Below are 25,921 nucleotides of genomic sequence, written 5' to 3' on the forward strand. Positions count from 1 at the left end.
TAGTCCCCCATTGCCGGAGCAATAGTCCTGTACTGCCGCGAGCTTTGCCTGCTCTGTGTATTTTTTCATATCACCCCCTTTATGTTGATGTCCAACATTTGGGGGTCAGATCAAATTTAAGTGGGCACCAGTTCTAGACTTTTAAGCGGGTATTTCATGCAGCCAACACGCCGTTCCTATTCCAAATCCTTCAAGGCTCAGGTCATTCAAGAGTGTGTCCAGCCCGGCGCTTCGATTGCCAGCATCGCACTCAGCCATAGCCTCAATGCAAACCTCGTCCATAAATGGATTCGGGTGCAGGCGCAGAAAAGCACGGCGCTGCAACCCGCATTTATTCCGTTACCCATGCAGCTGGCCGGAGCAAATTCGCAAGCTGCATCGTCGAATATCTGCGTTGAGATCCAGCACCCGCGCGGTACCGTCAAAGTGAACTGGCCAAGCGAAAATGCTGCTGCCTGCGCGACCTTTCTTCGAGACCTGCTGCGATGATCCGCATCGACTTCATCTGGCTCGCTACTGAGCCGATGGACATGCGAGCGGGCACCGAAACCGCGTTAGCCAGGATGATCGCGGTGTTCGGTGCGGCGAAGCCGCACTGTGCTTATCTATTTGCCAACCGTCGTGCCACTCGCATGAAGGTTCTAGTCCACGACGGCTTCGGTATCTGGCTGGCGGCTCGCCGGTTGAACCAGGGTAGGTTCCACTGGCCAAGCATTCGTCATGGCTCTGAAATGCAGTTGGACACCGAGCAACTCCAGGCTCTGGTGTTGGGCCTACCATGGCAGCGCGCAGGTTCCGGCGGGGCGATCACACTGCTTTAAGGGCTGCCATTAGCCTATCGGTCTATCGCCGCGAACTGCCCATTCTGCCAAAATCCGGGGCATGAGTTCTTCTCCCAATATCGACCAAATGTCCCCCGACCAACTGCGCGCTTTGGCAGCGCAGTTGCTGTCGCAAGTCGACACCATGGGCAAGAAGATCAACCGCGATCAAACGGTGATCGAGAAACTGACACACGAGATTGCCCAACTTAAGCGTTTGAAGTTTGCCAAGCGTAGCGAGCAGATGAATCCTGAGCAGGCCAGCCTGCTAGATGACCTGATCGATACCGATATCGCGGCGATTGAAGCAGAGCTTCAGGCGTTGCAAACAGTGCCAGCGGCGACCGAGAAAAAGCAAAAGCCCAAGCGCACTGCATTGCCACCAGAGTTTCCACGCACGTTGATCCATCACGAACCTGACAATACTCACTGCCAATGCGGCTGCGCACTCAAGCGTATCGGCGAGGACGTCAGCGAGAAGCTGGACTACACGCCTGGCGTCTTTACCGTCGAACGCCATGTCCGTGGTAAGTGGGTCTGTGATGACTGCGAAACACTGATCCAGGCGCCGGTTCCGGCGCAGGTCATTGATAAGGGCATCCCCACCGCTGGGCTGCTTGCCCACGTAATGATCGCCAAGTTTGCCGACCATCTTCCGCTTTACCGCCAGGAATCGATTTTTGGTCGAGCGGGCTTGGCGATTCCACGTTCAACGTTGGCCCAATGGGTTGGCGTAACCGGCGTGCAGTTGCAGCCGCTGGTCGACGCGCTGCGTGACGTGGTGCTCGGGCAGCAGGTCGTCCACGCCGATGAAACACCCGTGCAGATGCTCGCTCCGGGCTCGAAGAAAACCCACCGCTCTTATGTTTGGGCTTACGCCACCAGCCTGTTCTGCGAAATAGCCGCTGTCGTCTACGACTTCAGCCCCAGCCGCGCCGGTGAACATGCGCGAAACTTCCTAGGCTCGTGGAATGGCAAGCTTGTCTGTGATGATTTTGGTGGCTACAAGGCCAGTTTTGAACTTGGCGTAACCGAGATCGGCTGCATGGCCCATGCCCGGCGCAAGTTCTTCGAATTGCACGCTACTAACAAGAGTCAGCTCGCCGAGCAGGCCCTGCGTTACATACAGTTGCTGTACGAAATCGAGAGCGAAGTCCGCGATCTGGCGCCGGATTTACGGTGCCGAATACGGCAAGAAAAAGCCGTGCCAGTGATAAATATGCTGCATGCCTGGATGATCGCCCAGCGTGACCTCGTGCCCGAAGGCTCGGCCATCAGCAGAGCACTCGATTACAGCCTGAAACGCTGGGCAGCGCTGTCGCGCTACCTTGATGACGGGGCCGTACCCATAGATAACAATTGGGCCGAAAACCAAATCAGGCCATGGGCTCTTGGTCGCAAGAACTGGCTCTTCGCTGGATCACTGCGCAGCGGCAAACGGGCGGCAGCGATCATGAGTCTGATCCAGTCTGCGCGGCTGAATGGTCATGATCCGCACGCCTATTTGAAGGATGTTCTCACGCGCCTGCCGACGCAGCGGGCGAGTGAAATTGAGCAGTTACTGCCACATAAGTGGACACCGGTTTAACTGCGTATGGTTTGTATGGCTTCATCAGCCGCATCTTTTCGTGCCGCTACGACGCCGATCCTGTGCCAGCAGACTTACAATGCCAACGCATAAAAGCGCGTATCGACCACCATCAAAGGAAAACTGGCGGGCAGATCCTGCTGTTTTATCAGCTCGAAGCCGTGCTTTTCATAGAAGCGATGAGCAGCTAGAAACCTCTCCGTGGTACCTAAATAAATCCGTTTTACGCCACGCGCTTTCGAGGCTTCAATTAGGAGTTCAAGCATCTGTTTAGCCACACCAAAGTCCCGCCCTCGCCAAGGCGCTGCAACGAACATCTTCCGTAAAGCGACTTCGCCATTGCCAATGTCCTTCAGACCAATTGTTCCGATCACTTCACCCTGTCTACGGGCTAACCAAAAGTCACCTGTACCGGTCTGGTAAAACGATTGGATTTGCATTAAGTCTGGCTGATCCTCAGCTGAAATTTCAATTCCGAACTCCTCACGTTGGATAGGTACGATCAAAGCCATTATGTCTTTCTCATCGCCTGGCGCGTATCGATCAACTTTGATGTCATGCATAGCCATTGCTCTCTAGTGTTCGATCAAAACCCTAACAATGCCCGTTCCGTTACGTTTTGGCGACAAGCGCATTGAGCAGTTGCTGCTGAGCCTTGGATAAGCGTCAAGGCAATACCTTCCGAACATTGCCACTAAGGGCCTTGGATCAGAAAGGCGTGTTTCCCGGACGGTTACAGCCCAAATCCAGCGCGATCTGAAAATTGCACCATCGGATATTCAAGCCGTGTCGGAAACGAACTGGTGCTTGTTCCCATATGGAAGCGAAGGCAGCTGCAGAGCCACTCAAGGCCTGGGAGTGTTGACCAGCAAAGGCCTGATCCTCAGCCTCTACAACAACCACACCTACACTGAAACCGCACGCATCCTCCCAGAACAAGTGCAGTGCGTGAAGACAGTTGGTGGTCGCACTGGAGTCGAACCGTTCGTTGTATTCACCAAAGACCGAGCGGTCATGCTCGCCGTCATTACGCCAGGTGGACAAATGAATGTGCCTGTGAAAGTCAGTTTCTTTGATTATCTGACGAAGCCAGGGCAGCACGTCTTCACTGGAACGGATGGCGGATATGTGCGCAAGTCGGGTCGACAGCAAACCGTAGGCGGAATGGTGTCAGGCACTGCCATCCCGTGGCATACAACACTCGACGTAACCGAGGTTTTTAACCCTTGCCCGCAGGTTACAGATTAACGAGGAGTGGTGCGTTCCCTCGCAAGCGGTGCGCGCAGGCCGAAGCCCGTAGGTGTGAAGGATGAGTGCCCAAAGGGCCGAGACGCCTCGCCGGCTCGGCTCGCGACAGCCGCCCTCGAAGAGGCACACCCTGAAACAGCAAGTACAGGGCTTTTAGCATCCGCTCAAGCGTCTGATGTCCCCAAGTCGACAGCAGCGCTACCCGTTGACAATAATTGGTGCGAGAACCAGATCCGACCCTGGACGTTGGGTCGCAAGAACTGGCTCTTCACAGGGTCGCTACGCAGCGGCAAACGAGCGGCGGCGATCATGAGTTTGAGCCAGTCTGCACGGCTGAATAGTCATGATCCGTATGCTTACTTGAAGGACGTGCTCACGCGCCTGCCGACGCAGCGGGCGAGTGAAATTGACGAGTTGCTGCCGCATAAGTGGATGCCGGGCTGACCGCCTCGACACGTTTTCATCTTACACTGGCAGCTCAAAATTCTCCGCCATGCTATCAATTGGTTAGTAAATCCGAGGGGGCAAGCGCCATGACGCAAAGGATCGCAATCTTTTCAATTCTGGCCGCTCTAGCTGTTTCGCCAGTCGAAGCCTCAGAGAGTTTTTCGGGGGAGCAGGAATTTCAGTGTGGAAAATCTACTGTTCGAATCGGTGTTGATCATCAGCTCCCTCTGTACGCAACTGAAGGAGCTGAAGTGACACTTCAAGTAGAGAGAAATGCTGACAAGCGCTTCACCTTGCTGAGATACACCGGGGGCATAGATTTTATTGGTGCTACATGTGATACCGACACACGTGGTAATCCCCGGGTCGTGTATCAAGCCATCTGTGGGGGATCTGGCTGCAAAGTTCTTGATAACTGGGGCGTTATTGATCCGGAATGGCTCAACGTTCTCCTTGCTCCATCAGACGATAGTCTGGAGCCCGCAACCAAGCTTCTTGGGCATAAGCCATCTCTTAGCGGGCCGCTAATGAGTGTGAGCAAGGTCGCGCATCAATATGGATTGCCTACGCCCTGACAGCCAGTGTTCGATCTGAAGAAGTTGAGTCAAGAGACCGCTGATCACAGGAGGACGGATGGCCGTTGAGAATCGGCCCACATCTTTTCTAAAGCCCTTCATTATCTTCGCTTGTGCAAGGTGACTTCGGCAGACGCTTACACTGCTACGGCATTCGCTCCGAACGTCGGTTGTGCGAAGAGGCTCATTTGAACCTGGCATATCGCTGGTTCTGCCGCTTAAGCCTCGAAGACGAAGTCCCCAATCACTCTACGTTTTCCAAGAACCGCCACGGTCGCTTTCGCGGCAGCTCGCTGTTTCGCTGGCTGTTCAACGAGGTGCTGCGTCGCTGCATGGACGCAGGGCTGGTCAAGGGCGAAGGTTTTGCTGTGGACGCCAGTGTCATCAAAGCAGATGCCAGTCGACAACGTGGCCTACCTGGCGATGATGAAATCAACTGGCGCGATCCGTCGCTGAATACTCGCGCAGTGCGTGAGTACCTTGAAGCGCTGGATGAAGAGGCGTTGGCCGAAGCACTGCCCAAGCGCCTGTCACTGACTGATCCACTTTCTCGTTGGACCGCAGCGCCAGGAGGCCCGGCGTTTTTCGCTTACTCGACGAACTATCTGATTGATGTCGAGCATGGCGTGATCATGGATGTGGAGCCGACCCCGGCTCATCGAACCGCCGAGGTCGAGAGCACCAAGACCATGATCGAGCGGGTCGAAGAACAGTTCGACATCAAGCCGGATCGGCTCATCGGCGATACCGCTTACGGAACCGCACCGATGCTGGCCTGGATGGTGGACGAAAAAGACATCGAGCCGCATGTGCCGGTTTGGGACAAAACCGAGCGTAAGAACGACAGCCTCTCGATCAGCGATTTTCAATGGCATGAGGAAGCGCAGGAATATCGTTGCCCCACCGGACACCCGCTGCGTAGCGAATGGCGAGCCTTCAAGAACCAGCGTTCACATGTAACGAAAGCCGACACCATCATCTTCCGATCCCGGCAAATCGACTGTGCTACATGCTCAATGAAAGAGCGCTGCTGCCCGAACACTTCATTTAGAAAAGTCGCACGCAGCGTCCATGAAGCAGCCCGCGATGTAGCGCGGCGAATCGTCAAGACACCTCAATACGTGTGCTCTCGCCACGAACGCAAGAAGGTCGAAATGTTGTTCGCTCACCTCAAACGAATCCTGAAACTGGATCGGTTGCGACTACGAGGAATGACCGGTGCGAACGACGAATTTACCTTGGCGGCTGCGGTACAGAATCTAAGAAGACTGGCAAAACTGACCTCACAAGGGCCGCCGGCCACGGGATAGATACGCCCGGAAACAGCAAAAACCCTCAAATCAATCCACCGACCAAGCTGCAACAATCAACGCAGAACCAAAAAGCCACGCAACGTGGTGAATAGGTTCTGAGGTGAGGGACAACGTCGACATCTTCGAGCCTGAAATTCCGACTTTTTCAACAGAATCGGCCGATAGCTGTCCTTCGCGACAGGCCAGGAGTGGACGCAGGATTTAATGGCCTATTGGTGACGGTAGGCACGCGGCGTCATGCCGGTGTGCCGTTTGAACACCTGGGCAAAATGGCTCGGACTGCCGTACCCCACTTCAAGCGCCACATCAATGATGCTCAGCGATGTACTCGACAGCAGGCGACGCGCCTTTGCCAGTCGAAGCTGAATGAAATACTGCGATGGAGAGTGTCCAGTGGCTTGATGAAACAGCCGGCTGAAGTAGAAATCACTCAGCTCGGCTTCAGCAGCCAACACGGACAGGCTGAAGCTGTTTTCTAGCGATGACTCCATCAAGTGAATGACGCGTTGCAGGCGATAGGCAGGTAACGCATTACGACGGCTGAGCCCCCCATGGTCCTCTCGATAATGTCGAACCAGATGAACGGCCAGCGCTTGAGCAATTCCGTCGACATATAGCTCGCTAGGCTCCTGGCACTCGACAAGTTCCTGGTAGAGCAGCCTGACTAGGTTGGCAATCTGCGGATCCTTGGCGCCCGACACATCCATGAGCCGAGCGGGCTGTCCGACTCCCGCGATGACATGGCCTGAGGCCAGACCCAACATGCGCTGGCTCAAATACACATGCACCACCTGAAACTTGCCGTTCGCAGGGGTTTGCCAACGCATCTCATAAGGTGCGTGGGTCATGGTCAGGAAGAAGTCATCAACGGCTACATCAAAGGTGCTCCACAACTGACCGATCCCTCGCTCCTGCACCCGCGCGCAGCCCGAGAGCACCAGAACCAGCAAAGGCTCCGCCACCGCCGGGACAACGATGCTGTCCGTGGCATTGCGGTGGGTGTAAACCTGCATTTGCACGTCTTTGTGCAACCGGCGCCCCGACCCGAGATACGTGCTGTCGAACAAATACTCGGGCATCTGGTCCGCGGAAATCCGCAGCACAGGCCGGGCGCTCGCTGGTTGCCTGATGTCATTCATGTGGGCAGTAAAACTCCGGGCGACAAGCCTGGTTGCTGGACGGTTCCGTGGAGCATAGCGGATAAAAAAGCAAAAACACGACAGTTCGACAAGGACGCGTCAGACGTGAATCTACGGCGGGAGGAAAGTGACACCTTGTTCAGCGCATATCCGCGCTGATCTAAATCACACGGTGAAACCGATGAATGACTACCCGCAAGAATTCAAAGGAAAAGTGGTGCTGGTGACCGGCGCCGCGAGTGGTATTGGTCGCGCCGTAGCGTTGATGATGCATGAGCGTGGCGCGAGTGTTATCGCGGAAGACAAGAACCCGACAGTCACGGATCTGGCCCGCCCGCGCCTGGTGCCACTGGTGGCGGATATCACGCTGGACGGTGCAGCTGAGCAGGCTGTGGCTACTGCAATAGAGCATTTCGGCCGACTGGATATTCTGGTCAATAACGCCGGGATCATCATAAACAAACAGGTGATCGACATGACTCGCGAGGACTGGGAACGTATCCAGCGGGTGAACGTCACTGCGGCTTTCCTTCACTCCCGAGAAGCAGTCAAAGCCATGATACCCAACGCCGCTGGCGCTATCGTAAACATTGCCTCTTATGCTGCCTATCAGGCGTTCCCCACCATCGCCGCCTATGCCGCCTCGAAAGGCGCTTTGGCTCAACTGACCAGAGCGCTGGCACTTGAAGCGATTGGCCATGGCATTCGGGTCAATGCCATCGGATCGGGTGATGTGGTCACAAACATTTTGAATGATGTGGTCGACGATGGAGGTGCATTCCTTGCGCAACACGGTGCGACCACCCCGATCAAACGTGCCGCTCAGCCGGAAGAAATCGCCGAAATCGTGGCATTTCTAGCCTCCAGCCGGGCATCTTATATTGTGGGTGCAGTGGTCATGGCAGATGGAGGAATGAGCGTTGTGGCCGGCTGATGGTTGGCCCCCCTCCAAGACGGCAGGCGCAAACACGCGCTGCTCGTCGCCGGCCAGGTTGGTCCGAGACTCGTCGTGCCAGCCGGGCTGTACGCCAATTTCTGGAGTTGCTGATCGACCTGCGGTGAACGAGGAGCAGTTAGTTCCGGCAAGGTGAATTCAACTGATTACTTCTGGCCGATGGCGCAAGGCACGACCGGCTGCTATCGGCCGATTCTGTTGAAAAAGTCGGCCATGCTTTCTGGAGCAGAAAAGTACGCGTCTGAGATTGAAATCTTTACTTTCGACAGAGGTTTCTGGACTCGGATTTCACGTGGCAGCGTGCTAAAAGGGCGCTTTCACCGATCGGTCTTTTGGTCGTTTCAGAAAACCGACTTTTTCAACAGAATCGGCCAGAAGCGGATATTAACGAATCCGCGATTTCAACCCCCGAGCGGGGCTCAGCCCAACAGCCACTTGGAGCCGGTCCAGGCTATCAACGGAGTGTTGCCGCAGACGCTCGCGAGCCAACGCTGAATTACCTCTTGCTATCGCGTCGAAAATCGCCCGGTGTTCCTGCAATGAGAGGCCGATGGTTTCCGAGGTGTGGCGCAGTGAGTAACTGCGGAACAGCTTCAGTTGTACCACCAGACGTCGGTAGGTGTCGTACAGCGTTGCGTTAGCGGTGTAGCGGGCCAGCAGGTCGTGGAATTCAAAGTTCAGGGTGATGTAGGCCGTGACATCCTGTTGGTGAACCGCCGCAGACATGCCGTCGAGCACGCTAGCCAGATGCGTTAACGTCTGCGGCGTCAGTTGTTGCGTGACCAGCTCACCAATCATGCCCTCAAGCGCGATGCGCACTTGATAGATTTCCAACGCCTGATTCAGGTCTAGCTGACGTACTCGAACCCCGCAATTTTTCTCAAAGATCACCAGGCCGCGCTCCTCCAACATGCGAAAGGCCTCGCGCACTGGTCCCCGAGAAATACCAAGATCATTGGCTATTGCCGCTTCGCGCAAGGGATCGCCTGGCGCCAGCTCGCCCGTGGCGATTCGGTGCTCGAGTCGTTCATGCACCACGGTTGTGAGCGACTGGGTGCGCAGTAAGGCTAGGGCTTCAATGGTACTCATCGAACGTCTCGGGTGGCTGACGGGAAGAAAGGGAAGTCTACTCAAATCCTGACAAGTTTGCATATTGTCAACAATATGCAATATGTAGGGCCTAGGATGCCTACTTACTCCCCGACTTGTTAAGGACGTCCGACCATGTTTCGAAAGCTTTTGAGCACTGGCGCTGTGGTGTTTGCCCTGACGGGCATGGCCCTGAACGCCCAGGCACAGACGGTCAAACTCGCGGTAACCGACCTTGTTGGGCTGGAAGAATTGCAGCGCGAATTCGGCCCCTTTAAGGCCGAGCTTGAGCGCGCTAGCGGCCTGAGCATTGATTTCCTGCCGGTAACCAACCGAACCGCTGCCCTGGAGGCACTGCGTTTTAAAAAGGTGGATTTTGTGTTGGCCGGTCCGGCGGAATACGTCGTGATGCATAAGCGCGCCAACGCCACGGTGGTCGCCGGCTTATACCGGCCCAACTACTACTCGATGATCGTGGTGAAGGCCGATAGCCCCCTGTTCTCGCTGCAAGACCTCAAGGACAAGCGCGTGGGCATGGGACCGGTGGGTTCGACGTCCCGCCACCTCGGGCCCATGCAGTTATTCGCCGATGCCGACGTTGATCCGCTCAAGGACATCAACGTCACCAACACCAACCTGCGCCTAGCTTGGGAGGGGCTTAAACGTGGAGACCTGAGCGCGGTTGGCTTGGGCCGCTCGGACTACGAAACCTTTATTGCCCAGGAGCCCGAAGACCAACGCAACGCTTTTCGGGTGTTGGCCCGTGGCGGCGATTTACCCAGCGATCTGCTGATGGCCGGTGAGCATGTGCCGGCCGCAACGGTGGCGAGCCTGCGCAAGGCCATCGTGGACAACTCGGCGAAACTGATCAGCAGCATCAGCCAGGGCCCGGAGCAAGTGAAGCGTTATCAGGGCATGCGCTTTCTATCGGCCATTGCCGACAAGGATTACAACGCCGTGCGTTCGATGTACCGCACCGTGGGCTATCCCGAATTTTCGGATTTTATAGGTGAGTGACATGAATGCTTCGCCACATTCGACCGCTCTGAACACGGCCTTGCGAGTGCGAGGTTTGAGCAAACAGTTTGACGGCGCGACCGCGCCTGTGTGGTCCGACATTTCGTTCGACGTTCCGCGCAGTCAGCGGGTCGCCATTATCGGCGGCAACGGCGCCGGCAAAAGCACCCTTTTACGCTGCTGCATGCGTTTGATCGAGCCGGATAGCGGCAGCATTGAGTTTGCTGGCCAGAACGTCACGGGCTTGAGCCGGCGGCCGCTAGCGAAGGCTCGCTCACAGGTGGGATTCGTGTTTCAGAAACACAATCTGGTCAGCCGGCTTTCGGTGCTGACCAACGTGTTGCACGGCGCAATGGCGTACTCGGCTACGCCCCGCCTGTGGTTCCACGCCGTGGCCACCCGCGAGCACCGCGATTACGCGATGCATTGTCTGGAGCAGGTGCACCTCGGCCATCTGAGCGGTCGCTGTGTTGGCGAATTATCGGGTGGCCAGTCGCAGCGAGTAGCCATTGCTCGGGTGTTGATGCAAAAGCCACACATGATCTTCGCTGATGAACCTGTCGCCAGCCTCGACCCGCAAGCGGGAGAGGATGTGATGCAGGTGTTCTCGGACTTGGTACGTAGCCAAGGCTTGACCCTGGTATTCGTGACCCATCATCTGGAGCACGCCCTGCACTACGCCGACCGCGTACTGGGCTTGCGCGATTGCCGCCTGCACCTGGACGCGGCGAGTCAGCAGTTAAGTGTTCAGCAGTTGCGAGGCCTGTATGACTGAGAAACCCATGCCCAGCCTGCCGGCCCGCTTCGAGCGGCCATCGCTGGTGTCCGCCGTGTTGTTTGCCGCCTTTATTGCCTTGTTCTGTTGGTCAGTGGCGGCGGCGGGGCTGTCGTTGCCGCAGCTGCTCAGCGGTTTGCCGAATATGGCGAAGATCGGCGGGGAGATGGTGCCACCGGCCACTGACCGCATCCACTCGATGCTGCTGGCAGTGCTGGTCACGTTTCAGATGGCTTTGGTCGGCACGGTCATTGGCGTATTGATCAGCCTGCCGCTGGCGGTCCTGATGGCGCGCAATTACACCCCGCACCCTGTGGTGCGCGCTTGCATACGCAGCCTGGTGAGCTTTGTTCGCACCGTCCCGGATTTGGCCTGGGCATTGTTTTTCGTGGCCTCCGTTGGCTTGGGTACCTTCGCCGGCACGTTGACGCTAGTGATGGACACGGTTGGTTTTTGCGCACGTTTTTTTGCCGAAGCCATTGAAGAAGTTGATGACGGCGCTCCCGAGGCGCTGACCGCCATCGGCGCACCACGGACCTCGATCGTGGTGTGCGCAGCGCTGCCCATGGCCATGCCCAGCCTGATCAACACCAGCCTGTTCGCCCTGGAGAAATCCGTGCGTGCCTCTGTCGTGCTGGGCCTGGTCGGCGCTGGCGGCATTGGTGCCGAGCTTGCCACTGCCATGGAAATGTTCCGCTTCGACCAGGCCGCCACCATCATTCTGATGGTGTTCCTACTGGTTTTGACGGTGGAAAAACTGTCCTCCCACGCGCGTGCCGCATTGTTGAAAAAACGGCGCTGAATCCCCTCAACCGAATATCCAAAAGGAACCATCATGAACGCAGACGTCATTATCAATGGCAAAGCCTACCGTCAACCTGAACGCCCAGTTGTCGTGGTGTGCATCGATGGAGGTGACCCGGAATACCTCCAGCAGTTTCTGGCCGAAGGCACACTGCCCAACATCCAGCGCTTTGTTGAAGAAGGCTACTCAACGGTGGCCATGGGCTCGATGCCCTCGTTCACCTGTCCGAACAATATGTCGATCATCACGGGCACGCCGACGGCCAAGCACGGCATCTCCGGTAACTTCTATCTGGATACCAACAGTTGGCAGCCCGTGGTGATGACCGGCCCGGAGCTGCTGCGCGGTGAAACCATTTTGGCAGGCTTTGCCGACGTCGGCGCCAAGGTTGTGTCTATTACTGCCAAAGACAAACTGCGCCGCCAACTGGGTAAGGGCCTGGATGTCAGCCAAGGACATGTGTCGTTCTCTTCGGAGTTCGCCGACCGCTGTACCCTGGCCGAAAACGGCATTGAAAACGTATTGGAGTATGTCGGCATGCCTAAGCCCGACATGTACTCGATGGAGCTTTCGTTGTTCGTGCTGGAGGCTGGTATCAAGTTGCTGGAGGATCGCCGCCCGAACCTGATGTACCTCTCGCTCACAGACTTCGTTCAGCACAAATGGGCACCCGACCAGGCCCAGGCCCGGCAATTCTATCAGGCGCTGGACGCGGCGTTCGGCCGGCTGGTGGCACAAGACATTGTGCTGGGCCTGATTGCCGACCACGGCATGAGTGACAAAAGCAACGAAGCCGGTGAACCGAACGTGATCTGGTTGCAGGACATTCTCGATGCGGAGTTTGGTGAAGGCGAAACCACCGTTATCTGTCCGATCACCGACGCTTTCGTTGCCCACCACGGCGCCCTGGGTGGTTTTGTACGTGTTTGGACACATGGGAAGGTCAGCGTCCAGTCAGTGATTGACCGGGTAGCAGCTATCGATGGTATCGATCTGTCATTGGACAAGCAGACTGCCTGCCGCCTGTTTGATCTGCCGGAGGACCGCGAAGCTGACGTGGTCGTCGTGTCGCGCAAGGACGTGTGCATCGGCAGCTCGGCCAAATTGCATGACCTGGAAGGGCTGAAAGGCAATCGCCTGCGCACCCATGGTGGGATCAGCGAAACTCGGGTGCCGTTTATTCTGAACCGCCCGTTGAATGCGCAATATCGCCAGCAAGTGGCGTGCAGCGAAATCAAGAGCTACCACATCTTTGACTTCGCCATTAACGGCACCCAGTAATCACTGCGGGTGGGCCTGGTGTGTCAGCCGTTCTGGTGACACATCTAATACATGCTATGGAGTGGGATAAGCCTTTTATCAATGGCAGCTATTGGCCGAGGCTGTGTAAAAACGTTTCAGCGCGATTGGAGCCCAGTGTTGTACTGAAAATCGCGTTTCTACGCAAAATCCAGATCGGCTGAGCAGCCGATAATTTTCAGATTTCGCATAGACGCGCAAACTTCAATTTTGACGAAGCGTTTTACACACTCTGGGCCGTTTTCTGACCTTCGTTAGAGGTTGAACTGCCAGGATTTTCCTAAGCGATGAGTGAGTAATTGCATGGTCAGCAAATAGTAATAGCGCGTCGATTGAGTGTGCTGGTTTAGGTGGTGATTCAAAAACCACGCAAAGTGTTTTCTCTGCCAAGTCCATGGATTGTCGCGTTGCCAGCGCTCAGTGATTGCTGATTGGATACGGAATGGTAACCCTCCTGAATTCGAACGTTGTTGATCATCCCCTCCGTCGAGAATAGGTAGGAATCCGCCAAAAGCTGCCGTGGTGACAGGCAGCAGACGGCCGATTCTGTTGAAAAAGTCGGCCATGCTTTCTGGAGCAGAAAAGTACGCGTCTGAGATTGAAATCTTTACTTTCGACAGAGGTTTCTGGACTCGGATTTCACGTGGCAGCGTGCTAAAAGGGCGCTTTCACCGATCGGTCTTTTGGTCGTTTCAGAAAACCGACTTTTTCAACAGAATCGGCCAAAAGCGGACAGTCTCACTGGGACTGGGCTGGTATCCCTGAGGCTCGAAAGCATCTATGAAACTCGGGGCGATTCAGTGTCCGGGAATTGTTGACCACTACAGTTGGCCTCGATACTCAAATTGCTCGCGTGTCTTAATCTCTGATCGATCTTCGAACCATGAGCGGGCTATTGCCGCAGTAGACGCCATTGAGTGGCGAAATACCTCTGCCGAGATTGGCATGATAAAAGCTCTAACGTTGAAATAAACGGCGTTGCGTAGCAACGTCCGGCGCCGAAGGCGCGAACTTGATTGGCATGTTATGCATTTTTGCTGCTCGACGTCAGCATTACAAGCTGGCCTGCATATGCTGCTTTTGAAACCTTTGAAATGAAGTTAGGGCCAACGCCCTCAGCAAGAAATTCTATTTCTTGAAATTCTTCGCTTACGACGGTGGCTCGCAATTATTCAGTGATTTCTGAAGAGCGCAAGCCAGCTTGTGGCGACATGCGATTGGCTGCAAGAGATGCAGCGCAAAAAATAACTGCCATGCTGAACGAATGCCCTTATATTTGAAGACGTGCAAAACTCACACTTTAATTCGATACGTCGCTCAGACATTGAAAGTCCCCTGTAATGCATGACGCGGAATTAAGGGGTGCGCTGAAAGCGCGTCCCGGCGAGCGTGCTTGAATGCCTTGCTATGCATTCCTTCGCCGAGTAACCGGGAAGACAAATGGCTTTTCTTGAGTTAAATTTATTTCGTTTAGCTTGTATTTAAACCTAATATCACTACAACTAAATTGTCGAATTAGATTTTTTACTTCAATATCACTTAGCTCGTAATTCCAAGGCTGAATTATAGAGCCACCCCTAACTTTATCGAAACCATACTTTTGCCCCAAGGCTACGGTGATAGTATTTTCAATCTCTGTAACCCAGAAACAATCGCCAATTGATCTAAAAGCCGCATGTAAATGAGTTGCTTTTCTCTTTCCCGTGAGGCCGCTCTCCATATATTCGACAGCGCCCTTTTTCTTTAATGTAGAGTAAGGGCTTTTCTTACCATGGCTTCGCAGCCTTGATCTCAACCCCTTAGCTGTGCCCACGTACCATGAGTTCAGTTCAAGCTTCAAAATATAGATATACCAATTTCTAATTTCTTCACTCATTTTCCGGAATCAAATTGTGCATAACGATTAAGTTAATTTGTCTGAGACACTACTCGATTCGCACTGAGCGTGTCCATTGCAAGTGGGTTACGCCGCACGGCAGGAATAGGTCTGCTGAGGTCGAAGCGTCTCATGCAGGTGTCTACCGGAGCGAGGGGTAGCCCAAAAACGTCCGCTCTTGGCCGTTTGCCGCCTGTCGTCACCGGCTGCAATCGGGCGCGAACCGGCCATTAGGCGCCAGTAGTATCCATCCCCAGGTGCCTATCGCGTGACTACGAAATCGGTGGCAATTCAGACACCTAGATTAGACATTGTTGATTGAGAGTGGGCGCATCAACGAAGGTCGCCTCAGTAGGCGACCCTTTTCTTTGGTTTTAATCGGCGTCAGCCAGCACGAGCCTGCGGCGAAGACAAGTCGCTGGTCAGCGCAGGTTGAAGACGCAGCGCGATATGTTTGGCGCAGCGGCCATCGACCAGCTCATTAGGGGCGTACACCGGAGTCATTTCACAAGATGCAGCGCCTGCATGTACTAGCAGCGCCTCATCGACGCAGGCGCTGCACAGCACAAGTCCCGCAAGGCGAGCGCATTCGGCGCAGACGACGATATGCTCGATCGGATCGTGATCGCGCGTATGCGAAACCTCAATGTGTGTAGCGTGATGATCCCAAGAGTGGGCACAGCGTATGGTGGCGGCTGATTCGTACTCAGCCGAAGTAATGCGGGTAGTCATGATTGACCCTTCCTCTAAAAAAAGATGTCGGACGTCTTTTTGAAGCGGCGGGTGTTACCGGAGCCTATGTCGGAACTCACTGAGCTCTGGACCGTAGGCGAAGAGAGGTATTCGGTTGCAAGCGATCTCAGCAGCTTTACTGAGACTCATGAAGGTGAGGGCCGCTTTTTGTAGGCGATTGATGGCAATGGCTGCTGAAAGGCGATGCGTAAAGCTTGTGAAAAGCGATATCCCTCTACGCGATAACTCTCGGAGAGTCTTCACTGCTTTGCCGTCAGGCAGCGCTCTACCTACGATTACGGACATCGCGTAATCCAGGTAGCTTTGCTTAAGCTCGTCCTCGATATTGACTGGGAGGATTTCGTAGCGGAGGCCTTTGAGTCCTACTGGGTTGTTGGCCTCTACTGCAACATGCGCTTCATCGATCAGTCGACTGATCCTGTCTTCATGAACATGCGCTTCGAGCAGCGCAATCTCGCGAGCTACCTCCTTTTCGCCCCAGGACTCAGCCGGAGAAGCATGAGCACTCTCCTCTATGGCTGTGGTGTTGGGTTTAGGGCGGTTCATGGTTACGTCTACCTATGGTAGGTGGTGTCGCAGCTCATGCTGCTGCCTCCAATATATGCTCCAGAGAGAGGCCAATTCAACCTATTTAAATGGCTGCTTCTGGCGCAGGCTGTGTGAAAACGCTTGCACCGTTTCATAGTCTGCGTTGCTACGTAAAATCTGTCGGCGATTGGCTGATCAGCAGACTAAAATTTTACGCAGGAACGCGATTTTCGCTCCGATTCTGACTGTCAAACTTGCTCTAAAACGTTTTCACACAGCCTGGGCCGAAAGCGGCCGCCTCACGAACGACGGCATTCGGCCCAGAGTGTGTAAAAACGCATCCGCCATTTTAAAGTCTGCGTTGCTATGTAAAATCTGCCAGCGATCGGTCAGCCACCGGACCTACAATTTGCATAGGAATACGATTTGCGGACTGTTTTCATCCGGGGCTGCTGGTCAAAAACGTTTTTACACAGGCTCGGCCAAAAGCAGCCATTCGCGAACGGTCCTTATCGCCCAAAGCTCACGTTAACAAGAACTGCGTCTGATTGCAGCCAGTTGATGGCTTTCGCGTAATGGTACACTCTGGCACCGATACGTGTGCCACGTGAAACATTAAGAAATTTGTGTACTCAAAAGTGAATACTAAGCTCTTACAAGTTGATTACGGCATGAAGCTAGTACGGGCACCGCTTGAGATTGGCAGGGTGTCCTGTATTCGCTAAATATTAACTACAAGTGTATAGTGGTAGTCGCGTCAAAAAACAATTTGAGAGGAAGCATGACAGCTAACAAGGATAAGAAAGAAAGCCTTAGCTTTCTGAGAAAGGCCGAAAAACATGGATTAAAACTCGCAGAATTAATTCCTGGACTAGACAAGCCCGCGACCATTATAAAGCACTTGCGTGAATTTCATGACGAACAAAAAGAAATTCGCATAAGCCGCTATTGCAAGGCATTGGTCAATTGTATATCGACTACAGACTATGCGATTGCCAATGAGTTAGCCACAGATATTGAGTTCGCCGATCTGCTGCAGGCTTGTGTGAATGATAGCGATAGTAATAAGGCTGAGGCTTATGCGCAATTAACAATTACATTAAAATTTGGCTCCCTAGATAAAGAATATCGCCGCCATTTCATGCTTTCGCTCAAGCAGCTTGCTCATGAAGACCTAGAGCTGTTAAGGCTCGCACACATAGCGACTAAAAATGAGCTGATCCCGAAGCACGGATACGGGCTCCTAGCACAAAGTGACATATTTAATAATCATAAGCTTGGCGTAATTAGATCTCTTTCAGTTGAGATTCTGCGCCAACTAGGGCTAATTAAGCCTGAAGGCATTACAGATCTAGGAAAGCTATTTATCAAATCTGTTTATAGCAGAGAGCTTTGTGATCATCACGAAGATTTCAAGATATGGCAGAGCCCTCCGGTTATTATTTTGACGGGAGGAAAGAAAGACAGTCACAATGATGCCGTAATCGATAATTTTAAAAGTCTGCGGGTTCGTTGTGTCACTGTACCTATCCTCAGCTTCCCCAAAGGAATTGAGCAGAACCGGCCATATAAAGCGATTATTTTCGCAGGTGATTACGAAGGGCTGAGTTCTAGCAAACATGCAGAACTAGCAGCTTTTACTGCCTTAACCCCTCACCAATGCATAAATTTAGGCTACAAGCTATCAAGCACTTCTGACGGGATGTGTTCTCGCTATATCGACTTTAGTGATACCCAGACATTGGCAGAGAAAGTTGCAAAAGTTGCCCGCACCTTGGAATTTATCGTTGATGTATAAATTTTTATATATCAGTTAACTCAACTTATCTTTTATGCTAGCTAATTTACTCGACGTAATGAATAACTGCTTTGGGTCGGAATTCGCCACTCGCGAGCGTTGACTATCGACAAAAAGCTGGCGATCAGGAATGAGGTACTTAGGATGATTTTCGAATTTAACCAGAAGGCATCATTATCTGACGGGCCAGAGGGGCATCGTTCTGCCAACTCCCCTATGCCCAGCCGCCCTTCACCCGATCCGGTGTCTACTGAAAAATTATTTGTGCAATTTTTCCTCGCGTACGCCGAGGGTAGTAGATCAGCCAAAAAGCCTGATTTCTGTGGGAAATATAAAGTTAGAAAGATGATTTGGAAACTTTGTATATGCAACTTCCGGGAAGTGTCAAGCCCGATTCCCCTTTACACCATTAAGCCGGCTGCGATAGCATCATCTCAAGACTCGAAAATAACCATAACAATAGGAGTGTTGCAGAAATGTCTGCAAGCATGTTTTTCGGCGTAATTGGTATAATTTTGGCAATAATAGAGATTTGGCGACCTCGATTATCTACGGTCTTGGAAGTGGCCATTGGCAAGCAGGTCGGGGAGTGTGAAGCAATTCAAACTCTATACCTCAAGGAGTTAACAACCATTTCAAAGTTGGCGCGTGGTGCTTTCCGCGAGGTGCAAAAAGGACCTCAATTTATAACTCCTGAGGAGTTCAAGGCAAACAGTGTTACGTCGCTCATGAACATCCGTACATATCTGTGGTTTTACTGGGTTACAGCAGTGAACTTCTTAATCCTCAGACCGCTGTACTTTGCCCTGATAGCTCTCAACAAACTCGGCCGTGGTAGAGCAGTTGGTGGACTGGGAGTCGTAATCGCAGTGCTTAGCACGTTCTCGTGAGTGCACGGAAAGGGCTTGGTACAGGCCCCTGTTTATATAGGAAGCGATTTAAACGTAGCATCAACCCTATCACTGAGGCGATGGGCTGGATGATGTCACGCTGTGGGTTTCTTTACAGGTTGGCAATTTACAGGGCGAGCGGCAGCTATAGGCCGACTGCCGCCCCTTCTTGCACAACGCTTTAGACCTCCGCCAACGGAGTTGATGACATGAATGCAAAAACCACTTCCTCATATCAGCCTTGGAATAAGGGCAAACTGGGCGGTCACAACCCCCCGCCCCGCTTGCGTGAAATCTGCGGCATCAGGATCAGGATCAGGATCAGGCTTGAGCTTGCCCAGAACTTGAGGGCTCTAGCCCTCTCGATTTAGCAATCGACAGCAAGCTTCGTGCATTCTAAGGCTTTCTATACGCTGTTCAAGAATTGATTAATTTATGTGATCAAGCGAATACAAAGTATTTCCGTACTGTCTCAACAACTTCCCAAGTTCCTTTCATTCCAGGCTCTACGATGAATATATCGCCGGCTTTCAAATGGATAGGCTCCTTGCCCTCAGGAGTAATGATGCAGTAACCCTCGCGAAAATCACAGTATTCCCACTTCACATACTCGACGTACCACTTGCCTGGTGTGCAAATCCAGGTGCCCATGATCTTGCTGCCATCGTTGCTGGTGTATGCATTGAGGTTGACTGTGTGCGGGTCACCTTCCAGTTTTTCCCATTTGCAGGCGTCGAGAACTGGCAGGGGATGAGTATCTCGTAAGACAATTATTGGTTGGGACATGTAAACACCGAGTAGATTGGATGAGCTGCTAAGGTAATGTGCTCTGCTCAGCGGAGGGGGTCTATTGTCGACATTGATGTGTCTAAAAACGCAGGTCAACTGATGCTAGGAAAGCTTTCGATACGTGAAAGGGCAATAAAAAGAGTTTTGTATAAATTTTTTTTGCTAGGCATGGACATACGGAGCTGAGGGGTTAAACCCTTTGACTACAAGGCTTTGAGCAAATGTCCATGCTCTGTTATGAAGCCGGTGATCTCAATGGCAGTATTCCCACTTCACGTAATCCACCCGCCATTTGCCCGGCGTGCAGATCCAGGTGCCCATGATCTTGCTGCCGTCTTCGGACGTGTAGGCGTTGAGGTTGACAGTGTGTGGATCGCCTTCGAGTTTTTCCCATTTGCAGGCATCCAGCACCGGCAGCGGGTGGGTATCGCGCAGGACAGTAATCGGCGTAGACATGGACAGCTCCAGGGTATGGGCGAAAATCGCTCGGCTACCTTAGGGCGGTTGGTTGCCGCTCAGTTGTCTGTGCTCGACATCGGGGTATCCAGAAGCGCAGCTCAAAACCTCCAGCAACGCCCTGGCGTAACCCGGCAGCGCCGCGAAATCCACGGCGCATAGCAGCAGTTTTCGGTCGGCCCATGGGTCAGTCAACGCGATGCTTTTGAACTGCCGTTCTCCTTGCCAGCGTTCGATGGCGGCTTGCGGGACGATGCCCAGCCCGGCGCCACGGGCAACCATCCTGATCGCAGCAGCGAAGCCTTCAGCACGCACCCGGATGCGCAGGCGTTTTCCGGCGTGCAGCGCCTGGCCTTCGAGGTAAATCGCCATGGCGCTGTTGACGGCCAAACCGACAAACTCGTAATCCAGAAGCTGGTTGAAGCTCAGGGTGGGCTGATCCTGCAATGGATGGTCCAGCGGCATGATCACCGCCAACGGGTCGGCACGGAACGGCCGGGTCTGCAGGTCGCTGGCATCGACAGCGTCGGAAATAATGCCGATGTCCGCCGTCCCGTGGCGCACCGCGTGCAGGATGCGCAGGCTTGGATGTTCCTCGACTTCGATATCGATGTTGGGATGACTGACCAGAAAATCCGCCAGCACTTCCGGCAGGTGCTCACTCAGCGTTGAGGTATTGCACAGCAAGCGTACCTGGCCCTTGAAGCCTTTGGCGTAATCGGCGAGATCAAACTGCATGCGCTCGACCTGTTGCAGTATCAGCCGGGCATGCTGGGCCAGCGCCTTGCCTGCCGGGGTCGGTGTCACGCCGCGACGACCGCGTTCGAGCAGGGCAATGTTCAGCGAGGCTTCCAGGCCGCGAATCCTGGCGCTGGCCGAGGCCAGGGATAAATGGCTGCTGGCGGCCCCGGCGGTGATATTACCGCTTTCGAGCACGTTTAAAAAAAGTCGCAGATCAATCAGATCGACGTGCATGGTCAGCCTTTAACGTGCGCAATAATTTCAGCCTCTGTCCAGGCTTGAGGCTGGCTCAATGCATGACAGATTTTCAAAGCCCCCGGTTCGGGTCAGCATAGGCCCATGAATGAAATTATCCAACACTACCAGGCACTCGGCTGGGCCTTGTCGGCTCTGGTGATGGGCACCTTTTTGCTGGCCGGCACGGTCAAGGGCGTCATTGGCCTGGGCTTGCCGACAGTCGCGATGGGATTGCTCGGGCTGGCTATGCTTCCGGCGCAGGCAGCCGCGTTATTGATCATCCCGTCGACCTTGACCAATCTCTGGCAACTGGGTGCGGGCGGGCAATTGCGCGTGCTGATTCGGCGCCTGTGGCCGCTGCTGTTGATGATTGTGATGGGCACCGGACTGGGTTCGATCGGCGTCGGCATGAGCGGCGGGCATTCGATGACCCGAGCGCTGGGCGCGGCGTTGTTACTGTATGCCTTGAGCGGGCTGTTCCTGCCGACGCTGCGTATTCCGGCCCGACATGAAACCTGGCTGGGGCCGATTTGTGGGTTGCTTACCGGCATCATCACCTCGGCGACCGGGGTCTTTGTCATTCCGGCGGTGCCGTATCTTCAGGCGCTCGGGCTGGAGCGCAATCAACTGGTGCAAGCGTTGGGCCTGTCATTTACCGTTTCTACCCTGGCGCTGGCCGGTGGGCTGTTCTGGAACAATGCCTTGGGCGGCAGTGAGCTCGGGGCGTCACTGCTGGCGCTGATTCCAGCGTTGCTCGGCATGTGGCTCGGCCAATGGTTGCGCCAGCGCATCAGCGCGCAACTGTTCAAACGGGTATTTTTCACGGGCATGGGCGCGCTGGGTTTGCATCTATTGATCGGTGGATGAATCGGCATGCTTTGTTGTCCTGAATAGCGCTAATATCCAGGCTGTTTTGAGTGGAGAACAACAATGAAAGCGCGCTCCGATGAATTGCAGGTGTTTATCTCGGTGATCGAGTGCGGGACGATTTCCGCTGCGGCCGAACAGGTCGGACAAACGCCTTCGGCCATCAGTCGGACCTTGTCGCGCCTTGAAACCAAGCTGGAAACCACGCTGATCAACCGCACCACGCGGCGCATGGACCTGACCGAAGAAGGCAAATTCTTTCTCGAACGTGCCAGGCTGATCCTGGCGCAGATGGAGGACCTGGAGGAGCGGCTTTCCCTGCGCCAGCAGGCGCCCGCCGGACGCTTGCGGATCAACGCGGCGTCGCCGTTCATGCTGCATTCGGTGGTGCCTTATGTCGCCGAGTTTCGCGAGCTTTATCCGGACATCCAGCTTGAGCTCAACAGCAACGATCTGATTATCGATCTGCTGGAGCAAAGCACCGATGTCGCCATTCGTATCGGCGCCTTGGCGGATTCAACCCTGCACGCCCGCTCGCTGGGCAGCAGCCCGCTGAACATCCTCGCCAGCCCGGCCTATCTGAAAAAACATGGCACGCCAGGCAGCGTCGAAACCCTGGCCGGGCACGTGCTGTTGGGTTTCACCCAGACCGAAACCCTCAACCACTGGCCGCTGCGCCATGCTGAAGGTGATCGACTGTTTATCCAGACGGCCATCGCCGCGTCCAGTGGCGAAACCTTGCGCCAACTGGCGCTGGCGGGCGAGGGTATTGTGTGTCTGTCGCACTTCATGACCCATGAAGACATTCGCCTGGGTCGGCTCAAGATCATCCTGCCCGACGCCAACACCGGCTATCGCCAACCGATCAACGCCGTGTATTACCGCAACTCGCAGCTGGCGTTGCGTATTCAGTGTTTTCTGGATTTTATTCAGCAGAAAATGGCGGGGTACGCGGGGTAGGTGGCGCTCGTTTCCGTGCCGCGATCCGGTAGACAGATCCCTGTGGGAGCGAGCTTGCTCGCGAAGGGTAAGTAGATCCGGCAGAGATTCAGCGTCTGACATTGCTTCGCGAGCAAGCTCGCTCCCACAAGAGCGTGATTCGTGTCTTTAGCGCAAAAGTCATTTCACCAGCCCCGCCTTTTTCAACATGAATCCGCAACCGATACTGATCCCATCATTCATCGCAACCTTGGGAGTCACCATGAACGTATTCATTACAGGCGCCGCCGGTTTCATCGGTGGCTCCATTGCTACCGGTCTGGTCAAGAAGGGTCATCAGGTTACCGGTCTGGTGCGTAGCGCCGAACAGGCTGAAGAAATGACCGCGCTGGGTATTACGCCGGTCGTTGGCACGCTGGACGACAGCGCGTTGCTCACCGAACAGGCGCGCAAAGCCGATGGCGTGATTAACGCCGCCAACAGCGACCATCGCGGCGCGGTCGAAGCGTTGATCGAAGGGCTCAAGGGTTCGAACAAGCCGTTTCTGCACACCAGCGGTTCGAGCATTGTCGGCGATGCATCCGGCGGCAAGGGCAGTGATGTCATTTATTACGAAGGCCAATTGCCGGAGCCGACCACCGACAAGGCCGCGCGCGTTGCCATCGACAACCTGGTGCTTGATGCCGCCAGACAAGGCGTGCGCTCGGCAGTGATCTGCAACACCTTGATCTACGGTCACAGTCTGGGCGTGAAGCGCGACAGCGTGCAGTTGCCGCGATTGATCAAGCAGGCGCGCAAAAGCAGCATCATGCGTCACGTCGGTCCGGGCGCGAACATCTGGTCCAACGTGCATATCGAAGATGTGGTCGAGCTGTACGCGCTGGCGCTGGAGAAAACCCCGGCCGGTACGTTCTATTTCGTCGAAAGTGGCGAGGCGGCATTTGTCGACATGAGCAACGCCATCGCCAAGGCGCTGGGCCTGGCCGTGGTGCAGGACTGGCCGCTCAAGGATGCCGAAGCCGAATGGGGCTACGAAATGGCCAACTACGGCCTGGGTTCCAACAGTCGCGTGCGCGGCAAGCATGCTCGCGAACTGCTGGGCTGGGTGCCGAAGCGCACGTCGGTCACCGACTGGATCCGCGACGAGCTGGTTGTATAAGACCTGCGACGCGCAATTGCCAAAAAGCGGCCACCTTCGGGTGGCCGTTTGCGTTTGTGCCATTCCTGGTCATTAATCAGTGCCGTCAGTTCTGCAAATAATAAGGAAGCGCTATGCGACTCGTCATGTTCAAGACACTGGCTTTGTCTGTGGCCATTGTCAGCTCGTCTGCGGCGTTCGCCGTGACTCTGGAAGGCGGCGCGGTGGCTTCGCCGGACCAATACGGCGCGGAAGTCGCGGCACAGATTCTCAAGAAAGGCGGCAATGCCGTGGACGCTGCGGTGGCGACGGCCTTCACTCTGGCGGTGACTTATCCCGAAGCGGGGAACATCGGCGGCGGCGGTTTCATGACCCTGTTCATGGACGGCAAACCGTATTTTCTCGATTACCGGGAAACCGCGCCGAAGGCCGCCTCGCGCAACATGTACCTGAACGAGAAAGGCGAAGTCATCGAAAACATGAGCCTGGTCGGCGCCCGCGCAGTAGGCGTGCCGGGTACGGTAATGGGCTTGTGGGAGGCGCATCAGAAGTTTGGCAAGTTGCCTTGGTCCGAGCTGTTGACCCCGGCTATCGGCTACGCGCAGAACGGCTTCAAGGTCGCCGAAAAGCAATACATGTATCGCCAGGAGGCTCTGCAACTGTTCAACGGCACGACCAATTTCAACGATTACTTCGGCAACATGAAAGTCGGTGAAACCCTGCGTCAGCCGGAGCTGGCCAAAACCCTGGAACGCATCGCCGACAAGGGCGCACAAGAGTTCTACGGCGGCCAGACCGCTGACCTGCTGGTGGCGCAAATGCAGCGCGATAACGGGCTGATCAGCAAACAGGATCTGGCGGATTACAAAGCCGTCTGGCGCAAGCCGCTGCACGTCAACTGGCGTGGCAACACGTTGTACACCGCGCCTTTGCCCAGCTCCGGCGGTGTCGCATTGGCGCAGTTGATCGGCATCAAGGAGCAGCGCGCCGATGACTTCAAGGGCGTCGAACTCAACTCGGCGCGCTATATCCATCTGCTGGCGGAAATCGAAAAACGGGTGTTTGCTGACCGGGCTGATTACCTCGGCGATCCGGAATTCTCCAAGGTGCCGGTCAACGAATTGATCGATGAGGCGTACCTCGCCAAGCGCGCCCACGAGATCAACCCGACGGCCATTTCACCCACGGCAAACATCAAGCCCGGCCTTGAGCCGCATCAGACCACGCACTTCTCCATCGTCGACAAACAAGGCAACGCGGTCAGCAACACCTACACCCTGAACTGGGATTACGGCAGCGGCGTTATCGTCAAAGGCGCGGGTTTCCTGCTCAACGACGAAATGGACGACTTCAGCTCCAAACCGGGCGTGGCCAATGCCTTTGGTGTGGTCGGTGGCAGCGCCAATGCCATCGAACCGGGCAAGCGCATGTTGTCGTCCATGAGCCCGAGCCTGGTGACCCGCGACGGCGAAGTGACGCTGGTGCTGGGCACGCCGGGCGGCTCGCGGATTTTCACGTCGATCTTTCAGGTGCTGAACAATATTTATGACTACAAGCTGCCATTGAAGGAAGCCGTTGGCGCGCAACGGGTGCATCATCAGTTGCTGCCCAAGGACACCATTTACTACGACGCCTACGCGCCACTGACCGGCAAGCCTGCCGAAGACCTCAAGGCCATGGGCTACAAGCTGGAGGATCAGGGCTGGGAGATGGGCAATGTGCAGGCGATCAGGATTGATGGCACGAAGCTGGAGACAGCGTCCGATCCACGGGGCAGGGGTGTGGGGATGGTGGTGAAGTAAGCGTCATTGGCACGCCGGCCCCCGTTGGAGATTCTA

Annotated in this window: 24 protein-coding genes and 5 pseudogenes; 19 read left to right on the forward strand and 10 right to left on the reverse strand. The window is 54.9% G+C overall.

Translation table 11 applies throughout. From position 1 onward, the window contains the following. Positions 1-156: 156 nt before the first annotated feature. The 3 genes from tnpA to tnpC all read left to right on the forward strand — a co-directional run bounded on the left by tnpA (position 157) and on the right by tnpC (position 2,409). A complete protein-coding gene (gene tnpA, locus ACP7E4_RS28010; protein ID WP_426119236.1) occupies positions 157-489 on the forward strand; it encodes an IS66-like element accessory protein TnpA in 333 nt (110 codons plus the stop codon). Then, positions 486-821: an IS66 family insertion sequence element accessory protein TnpB gene (tnpB, locus tag ACP7E4_RS28015; protein WP_426119235.1), complete on the forward strand. Its 336-nt coding sequence runs from the start codon at positions 486-488 to the stop codon at positions 819-821. The genes tnpA and tnpB overlap by 4 nt, the downstream gene beginning before the upstream one ends. A gap of 61 nt (positions 822-882) precedes the next feature. Next, on the forward strand, positions 883-2,409 hold the full coding sequence (tnpC, locus tag ACP7E4_RS28020) for an IS66 family transposase (protein WP_426119233.1): 1,527 nt from the start codon (positions 883-885) through the stop codon (positions 2,407-2,409). Positions 2,410-2,483: 74 nt separating this feature from the next. On the opposite strand, the gene ACP7E4_RS28025 is transcribed toward tnpC, so the two are convergent. After that, a complete protein-coding gene (locus ACP7E4_RS28025) occupies positions 2,484-2,978 on the reverse strand; it encodes a GNAT family N-acetyltransferase (protein WP_426119232.1) in 495 nt (164 codons plus the stop codon). Between the two features lie 289 nt (positions 2,979-3,267). Here ACP7E4_RS28025 and ACP7E4_RS28030 point away from each other — a divergent pair, with 289 nt between their 5' ends. The 4 genes and pseudogenes from ACP7E4_RS28030 to ACP7E4_RS28045 all read left to right on the forward strand — a co-directional run. Continuing rightward, a complete protein-coding gene (locus tag ACP7E4_RS28030; protein ID WP_426119231.1) occupies positions 3,268-3,657 on the forward strand; it encodes a hypothetical protein in 390 nt (129 codons plus the stop codon). Positions 3,658-3,852: 195 nt separating this feature from the next. Further along, a pseudogene (locus ACP7E4_RS28035) lies at positions 3,853-4,101 on the forward strand (transposase domain-containing protein); the annotation flags it as partial. Next, positions 4,086-4,679: a hypothetical protein gene (locus ACP7E4_RS28040; RefSeq protein WP_426224905.1), complete on the forward strand. Its 594-nt coding sequence runs from the start codon at positions 4,086-4,088 to the stop codon at positions 4,677-4,679. The pseudogene ACP7E4_RS28035 and the gene ACP7E4_RS28040, both read left to right, overlap by 16 nt. A 140-nt stretch (positions 4,680-4,819) precedes the next feature. Then, positions 4,820-5,989: pseudogene (locus ACP7E4_RS28045) on the forward strand (transposase); the annotation flags it as partial. Positions 5,990-6,201: 212 nt separating this feature from the next. On the opposite strand, the gene ACP7E4_RS28050 reads toward ACP7E4_RS28045, so the two are convergent. Then, entirely contained in the window at positions 6,202-7,131 is a 930-nt protein-coding gene (locus ACP7E4_RS28050; protein WP_426119229.1) for a helix-turn-helix domain-containing protein, read from the reverse strand. 181 nt (positions 7,132-7,312) lie between these two features. On the opposite strand from ACP7E4_RS28050, the gene ACP7E4_RS28055 reads away from it, so the two are divergent. Next, on the forward strand, positions 7,313-8,065 hold the full coding sequence (locus ACP7E4_RS28055; RefSeq protein WP_426119227.1) for an SDR family NAD(P)-dependent oxidoreductase: 753 nt from the start codon (positions 7,313-7,315) through the stop codon (positions 8,063-8,065). A gap of 405 nt (positions 8,066-8,470) precedes the next feature. Here ACP7E4_RS28055 and ACP7E4_RS28060 read toward each other — a convergent pair whose 3' ends face one another. Then, the gene (locus tag ACP7E4_RS28060) at positions 8,471-9,175 is read right to left on the reverse strand and encodes an FCD domain-containing protein (protein WP_426119225.1); all 705 of its coding nucleotides are present in this window, start codon (positions 9,173-9,175) and stop codon (positions 8,471-8,473) included. Positions 9,176-9,310: 135 nt separating this feature from the next. Between ACP7E4_RS28060 and ACP7E4_RS28065 the strand changes: the two genes are divergently transcribed. The 4 genes from ACP7E4_RS28065 to phnA are packed head-to-tail and all read left to right on the forward strand — an operon-like array spanning position 9,311 to position 13,053. Next, on the forward strand, positions 9,311-10,192 hold the full coding sequence (locus ACP7E4_RS28065) for a PhnD/SsuA/transferrin family substrate-binding protein (protein ID WP_426119224.1): 882 nt from the start codon (positions 9,311-9,313) through the stop codon (positions 10,190-10,192). Position 10,193: 1 nt separating this feature from the next. Beyond that, positions 10,194-10,967, forward strand: coding sequence for a phosphonate ABC transporter ATP-binding protein (locus ACP7E4_RS28070; RefSeq protein ID WP_426119222.1), 774 nt, complete (start codon positions 10,194-10,196; stop codon positions 10,965-10,967). Continuing rightward, the gene (phnE, locus tag ACP7E4_RS28075; RefSeq protein WP_426119220.1) at positions 10,960-11,769 is read left to right on the forward strand and encodes a phosphonate ABC transporter, permease protein PhnE; all 810 of its coding nucleotides are present in this window, start codon (positions 10,960-10,962) and stop codon (positions 11,767-11,769) included. The genes ACP7E4_RS28070 and phnE overlap by 8 nt, the downstream gene beginning before the upstream one ends. Before the next feature lie 33 nt (positions 11,770-11,802). Then, entirely contained in the window at positions 11,803-13,053 is a 1,251-nt protein-coding gene (gene phnA, locus ACP7E4_RS28080; RefSeq protein WP_426119218.1) for a phosphonoacetate hydrolase, read from the forward strand. A gap of 272 nt (positions 13,054-13,325) precedes the next feature. Here phnA and ACP7E4_RS28085 read toward each other — a convergent pair whose 3' ends face one another. The 4 genes and pseudogenes from ACP7E4_RS28085 to ACP7E4_RS28100 form a co-directional block, all read right to left on the reverse strand. Then, entirely contained in the window at positions 13,326-13,637 is a 312-nt protein-coding gene (locus ACP7E4_RS28085; protein ID WP_426119217.1) for a hypothetical protein, read from the reverse strand. Positions 13,638-14,476: 839 nt separating this feature from the next. Next, positions 14,477-14,947, reverse strand: a complete 471-nt coding sequence (locus tag ACP7E4_RS28090; protein WP_124323300.1) for a GIY-YIG nuclease family protein — start codon at positions 14,945-14,947, stop codon at positions 14,477-14,479. A 384-nt stretch (positions 14,948-15,331) separates the two neighbouring features. Then, positions 15,332-15,679 (reverse strand): hypothetical protein, encoded by a 348-nt coding sequence (locus ACP7E4_RS28095; protein ID WP_426119215.1) that lies wholly within the window; start codon positions 15,677-15,679, stop codon positions 15,332-15,334. Between the two features lie 267 nt (positions 15,680-15,946). Then, a pseudogene (locus ACP7E4_RS28100) lies at positions 15,947-16,105 on the reverse strand (hypothetical protein); the annotation flags it as partial. Between the two features lie 904 nt (positions 16,106-17,009). On the opposite strand from ACP7E4_RS28100, the gene ACP7E4_RS28105 reads away from it, so the two are divergent. The 3 genes and pseudogenes from ACP7E4_RS28105 to ACP7E4_RS28115 all read left to right on the forward strand — a co-directional run. Further along, entirely contained in the window at positions 17,010-18,026 is a 1,017-nt protein-coding gene (locus ACP7E4_RS28105) for a hypothetical protein (protein WP_426119213.1), read from the forward strand. 476 nt (positions 18,027-18,502) lie between these two features. Next, positions 18,503-18,916, forward strand: a complete 414-nt coding sequence (locus tag ACP7E4_RS28110) for a hypothetical protein (RefSeq protein WP_426119211.1) — start codon at positions 18,503-18,505, stop codon at positions 18,914-18,916. Between the two features lie 209 nt (positions 18,917-19,125). Then, positions 19,126-19,310, forward strand: a pseudogene (locus tag ACP7E4_RS28115) (integrase); the annotation flags it as partial. Between the two features lie 47 nt (positions 19,311-19,357). On the opposite strand, the gene ACP7E4_RS28120 reads toward ACP7E4_RS28115, so the two are convergent. From ACP7E4_RS28120 to ACP7E4_RS28130, 3 genes and pseudogenes are all read right to left on the reverse strand, one after another. Next, positions 19,358-19,702, reverse strand: a complete 345-nt coding sequence (locus tag ACP7E4_RS28120; RefSeq protein ID WP_426119209.1) for a cupin domain-containing protein — start codon at positions 19,700-19,702, stop codon at positions 19,358-19,360. Positions 19,703-19,960: 258 nt separating this feature from the next. Further along, positions 19,961-20,161 (reverse strand): annotated as a pseudogene (locus ACP7E4_RS28125) (cupin domain-containing protein); the annotation flags it as partial. A gap of 39 nt (positions 20,162-20,200) precedes the next feature. Continuing rightward, positions 20,201-21,136, reverse strand: a complete 936-nt coding sequence (locus ACP7E4_RS28130) for a LysR substrate-binding domain-containing protein (RefSeq protein ID WP_426119207.1) — start codon at positions 21,134-21,136, stop codon at positions 20,201-20,203. Positions 21,137-21,241: 105 nt separating this feature from the next. Between ACP7E4_RS28130 and ACP7E4_RS28135 the strand changes: the two genes are divergently transcribed. The 4 genes from ACP7E4_RS28135 (at position 21,242) to ggt (ending at position 25,885) form a co-directional block, all read left to right on the forward strand. Beyond that, a complete protein-coding gene (locus tag ACP7E4_RS28135; protein ID WP_426119205.1) occupies positions 21,242-22,006 on the forward strand; it encodes a sulfite exporter TauE/SafE family protein in 765 nt (254 codons plus the stop codon). A 63-nt stretch (positions 22,007-22,069) separates the two neighbouring features. Beyond that, on the forward strand, positions 22,070-22,966 hold the full coding sequence (locus tag ACP7E4_RS28140) for a LysR substrate-binding domain-containing protein (RefSeq protein ID WP_426119203.1): 897 nt from the start codon (positions 22,070-22,072) through the stop codon (positions 22,964-22,966). Between the two features lie 241 nt (positions 22,967-23,207). Next, a complete protein-coding gene (locus tag ACP7E4_RS28145) occupies positions 23,208-24,104 on the forward strand; it encodes an NAD-dependent epimerase/dehydratase family protein (protein WP_426119201.1) in 897 nt (298 codons plus the stop codon). A 113-nt stretch (positions 24,105-24,217) separates the two neighbouring features. Beyond that, a complete protein-coding gene (gene ggt / locus ACP7E4_RS28150; RefSeq protein ID WP_426119199.1) occupies positions 24,218-25,885 on the forward strand; it encodes a gamma-glutamyltransferase in 1,668 nt (555 codons plus the stop codon). Positions 25,886-25,921: the final 36 nt, after the last annotated feature.

Origin of the sequence: Pseudomonas sp. DSP3-2-3, from assembly GCF_049898225.1 — a bacterium.
Taxonomy (GTDB): domain Bacteria; phylum Pseudomonadota; class Gammaproteobacteria; order Pseudomonadales; family Pseudomonadaceae; genus Aquipseudomonas.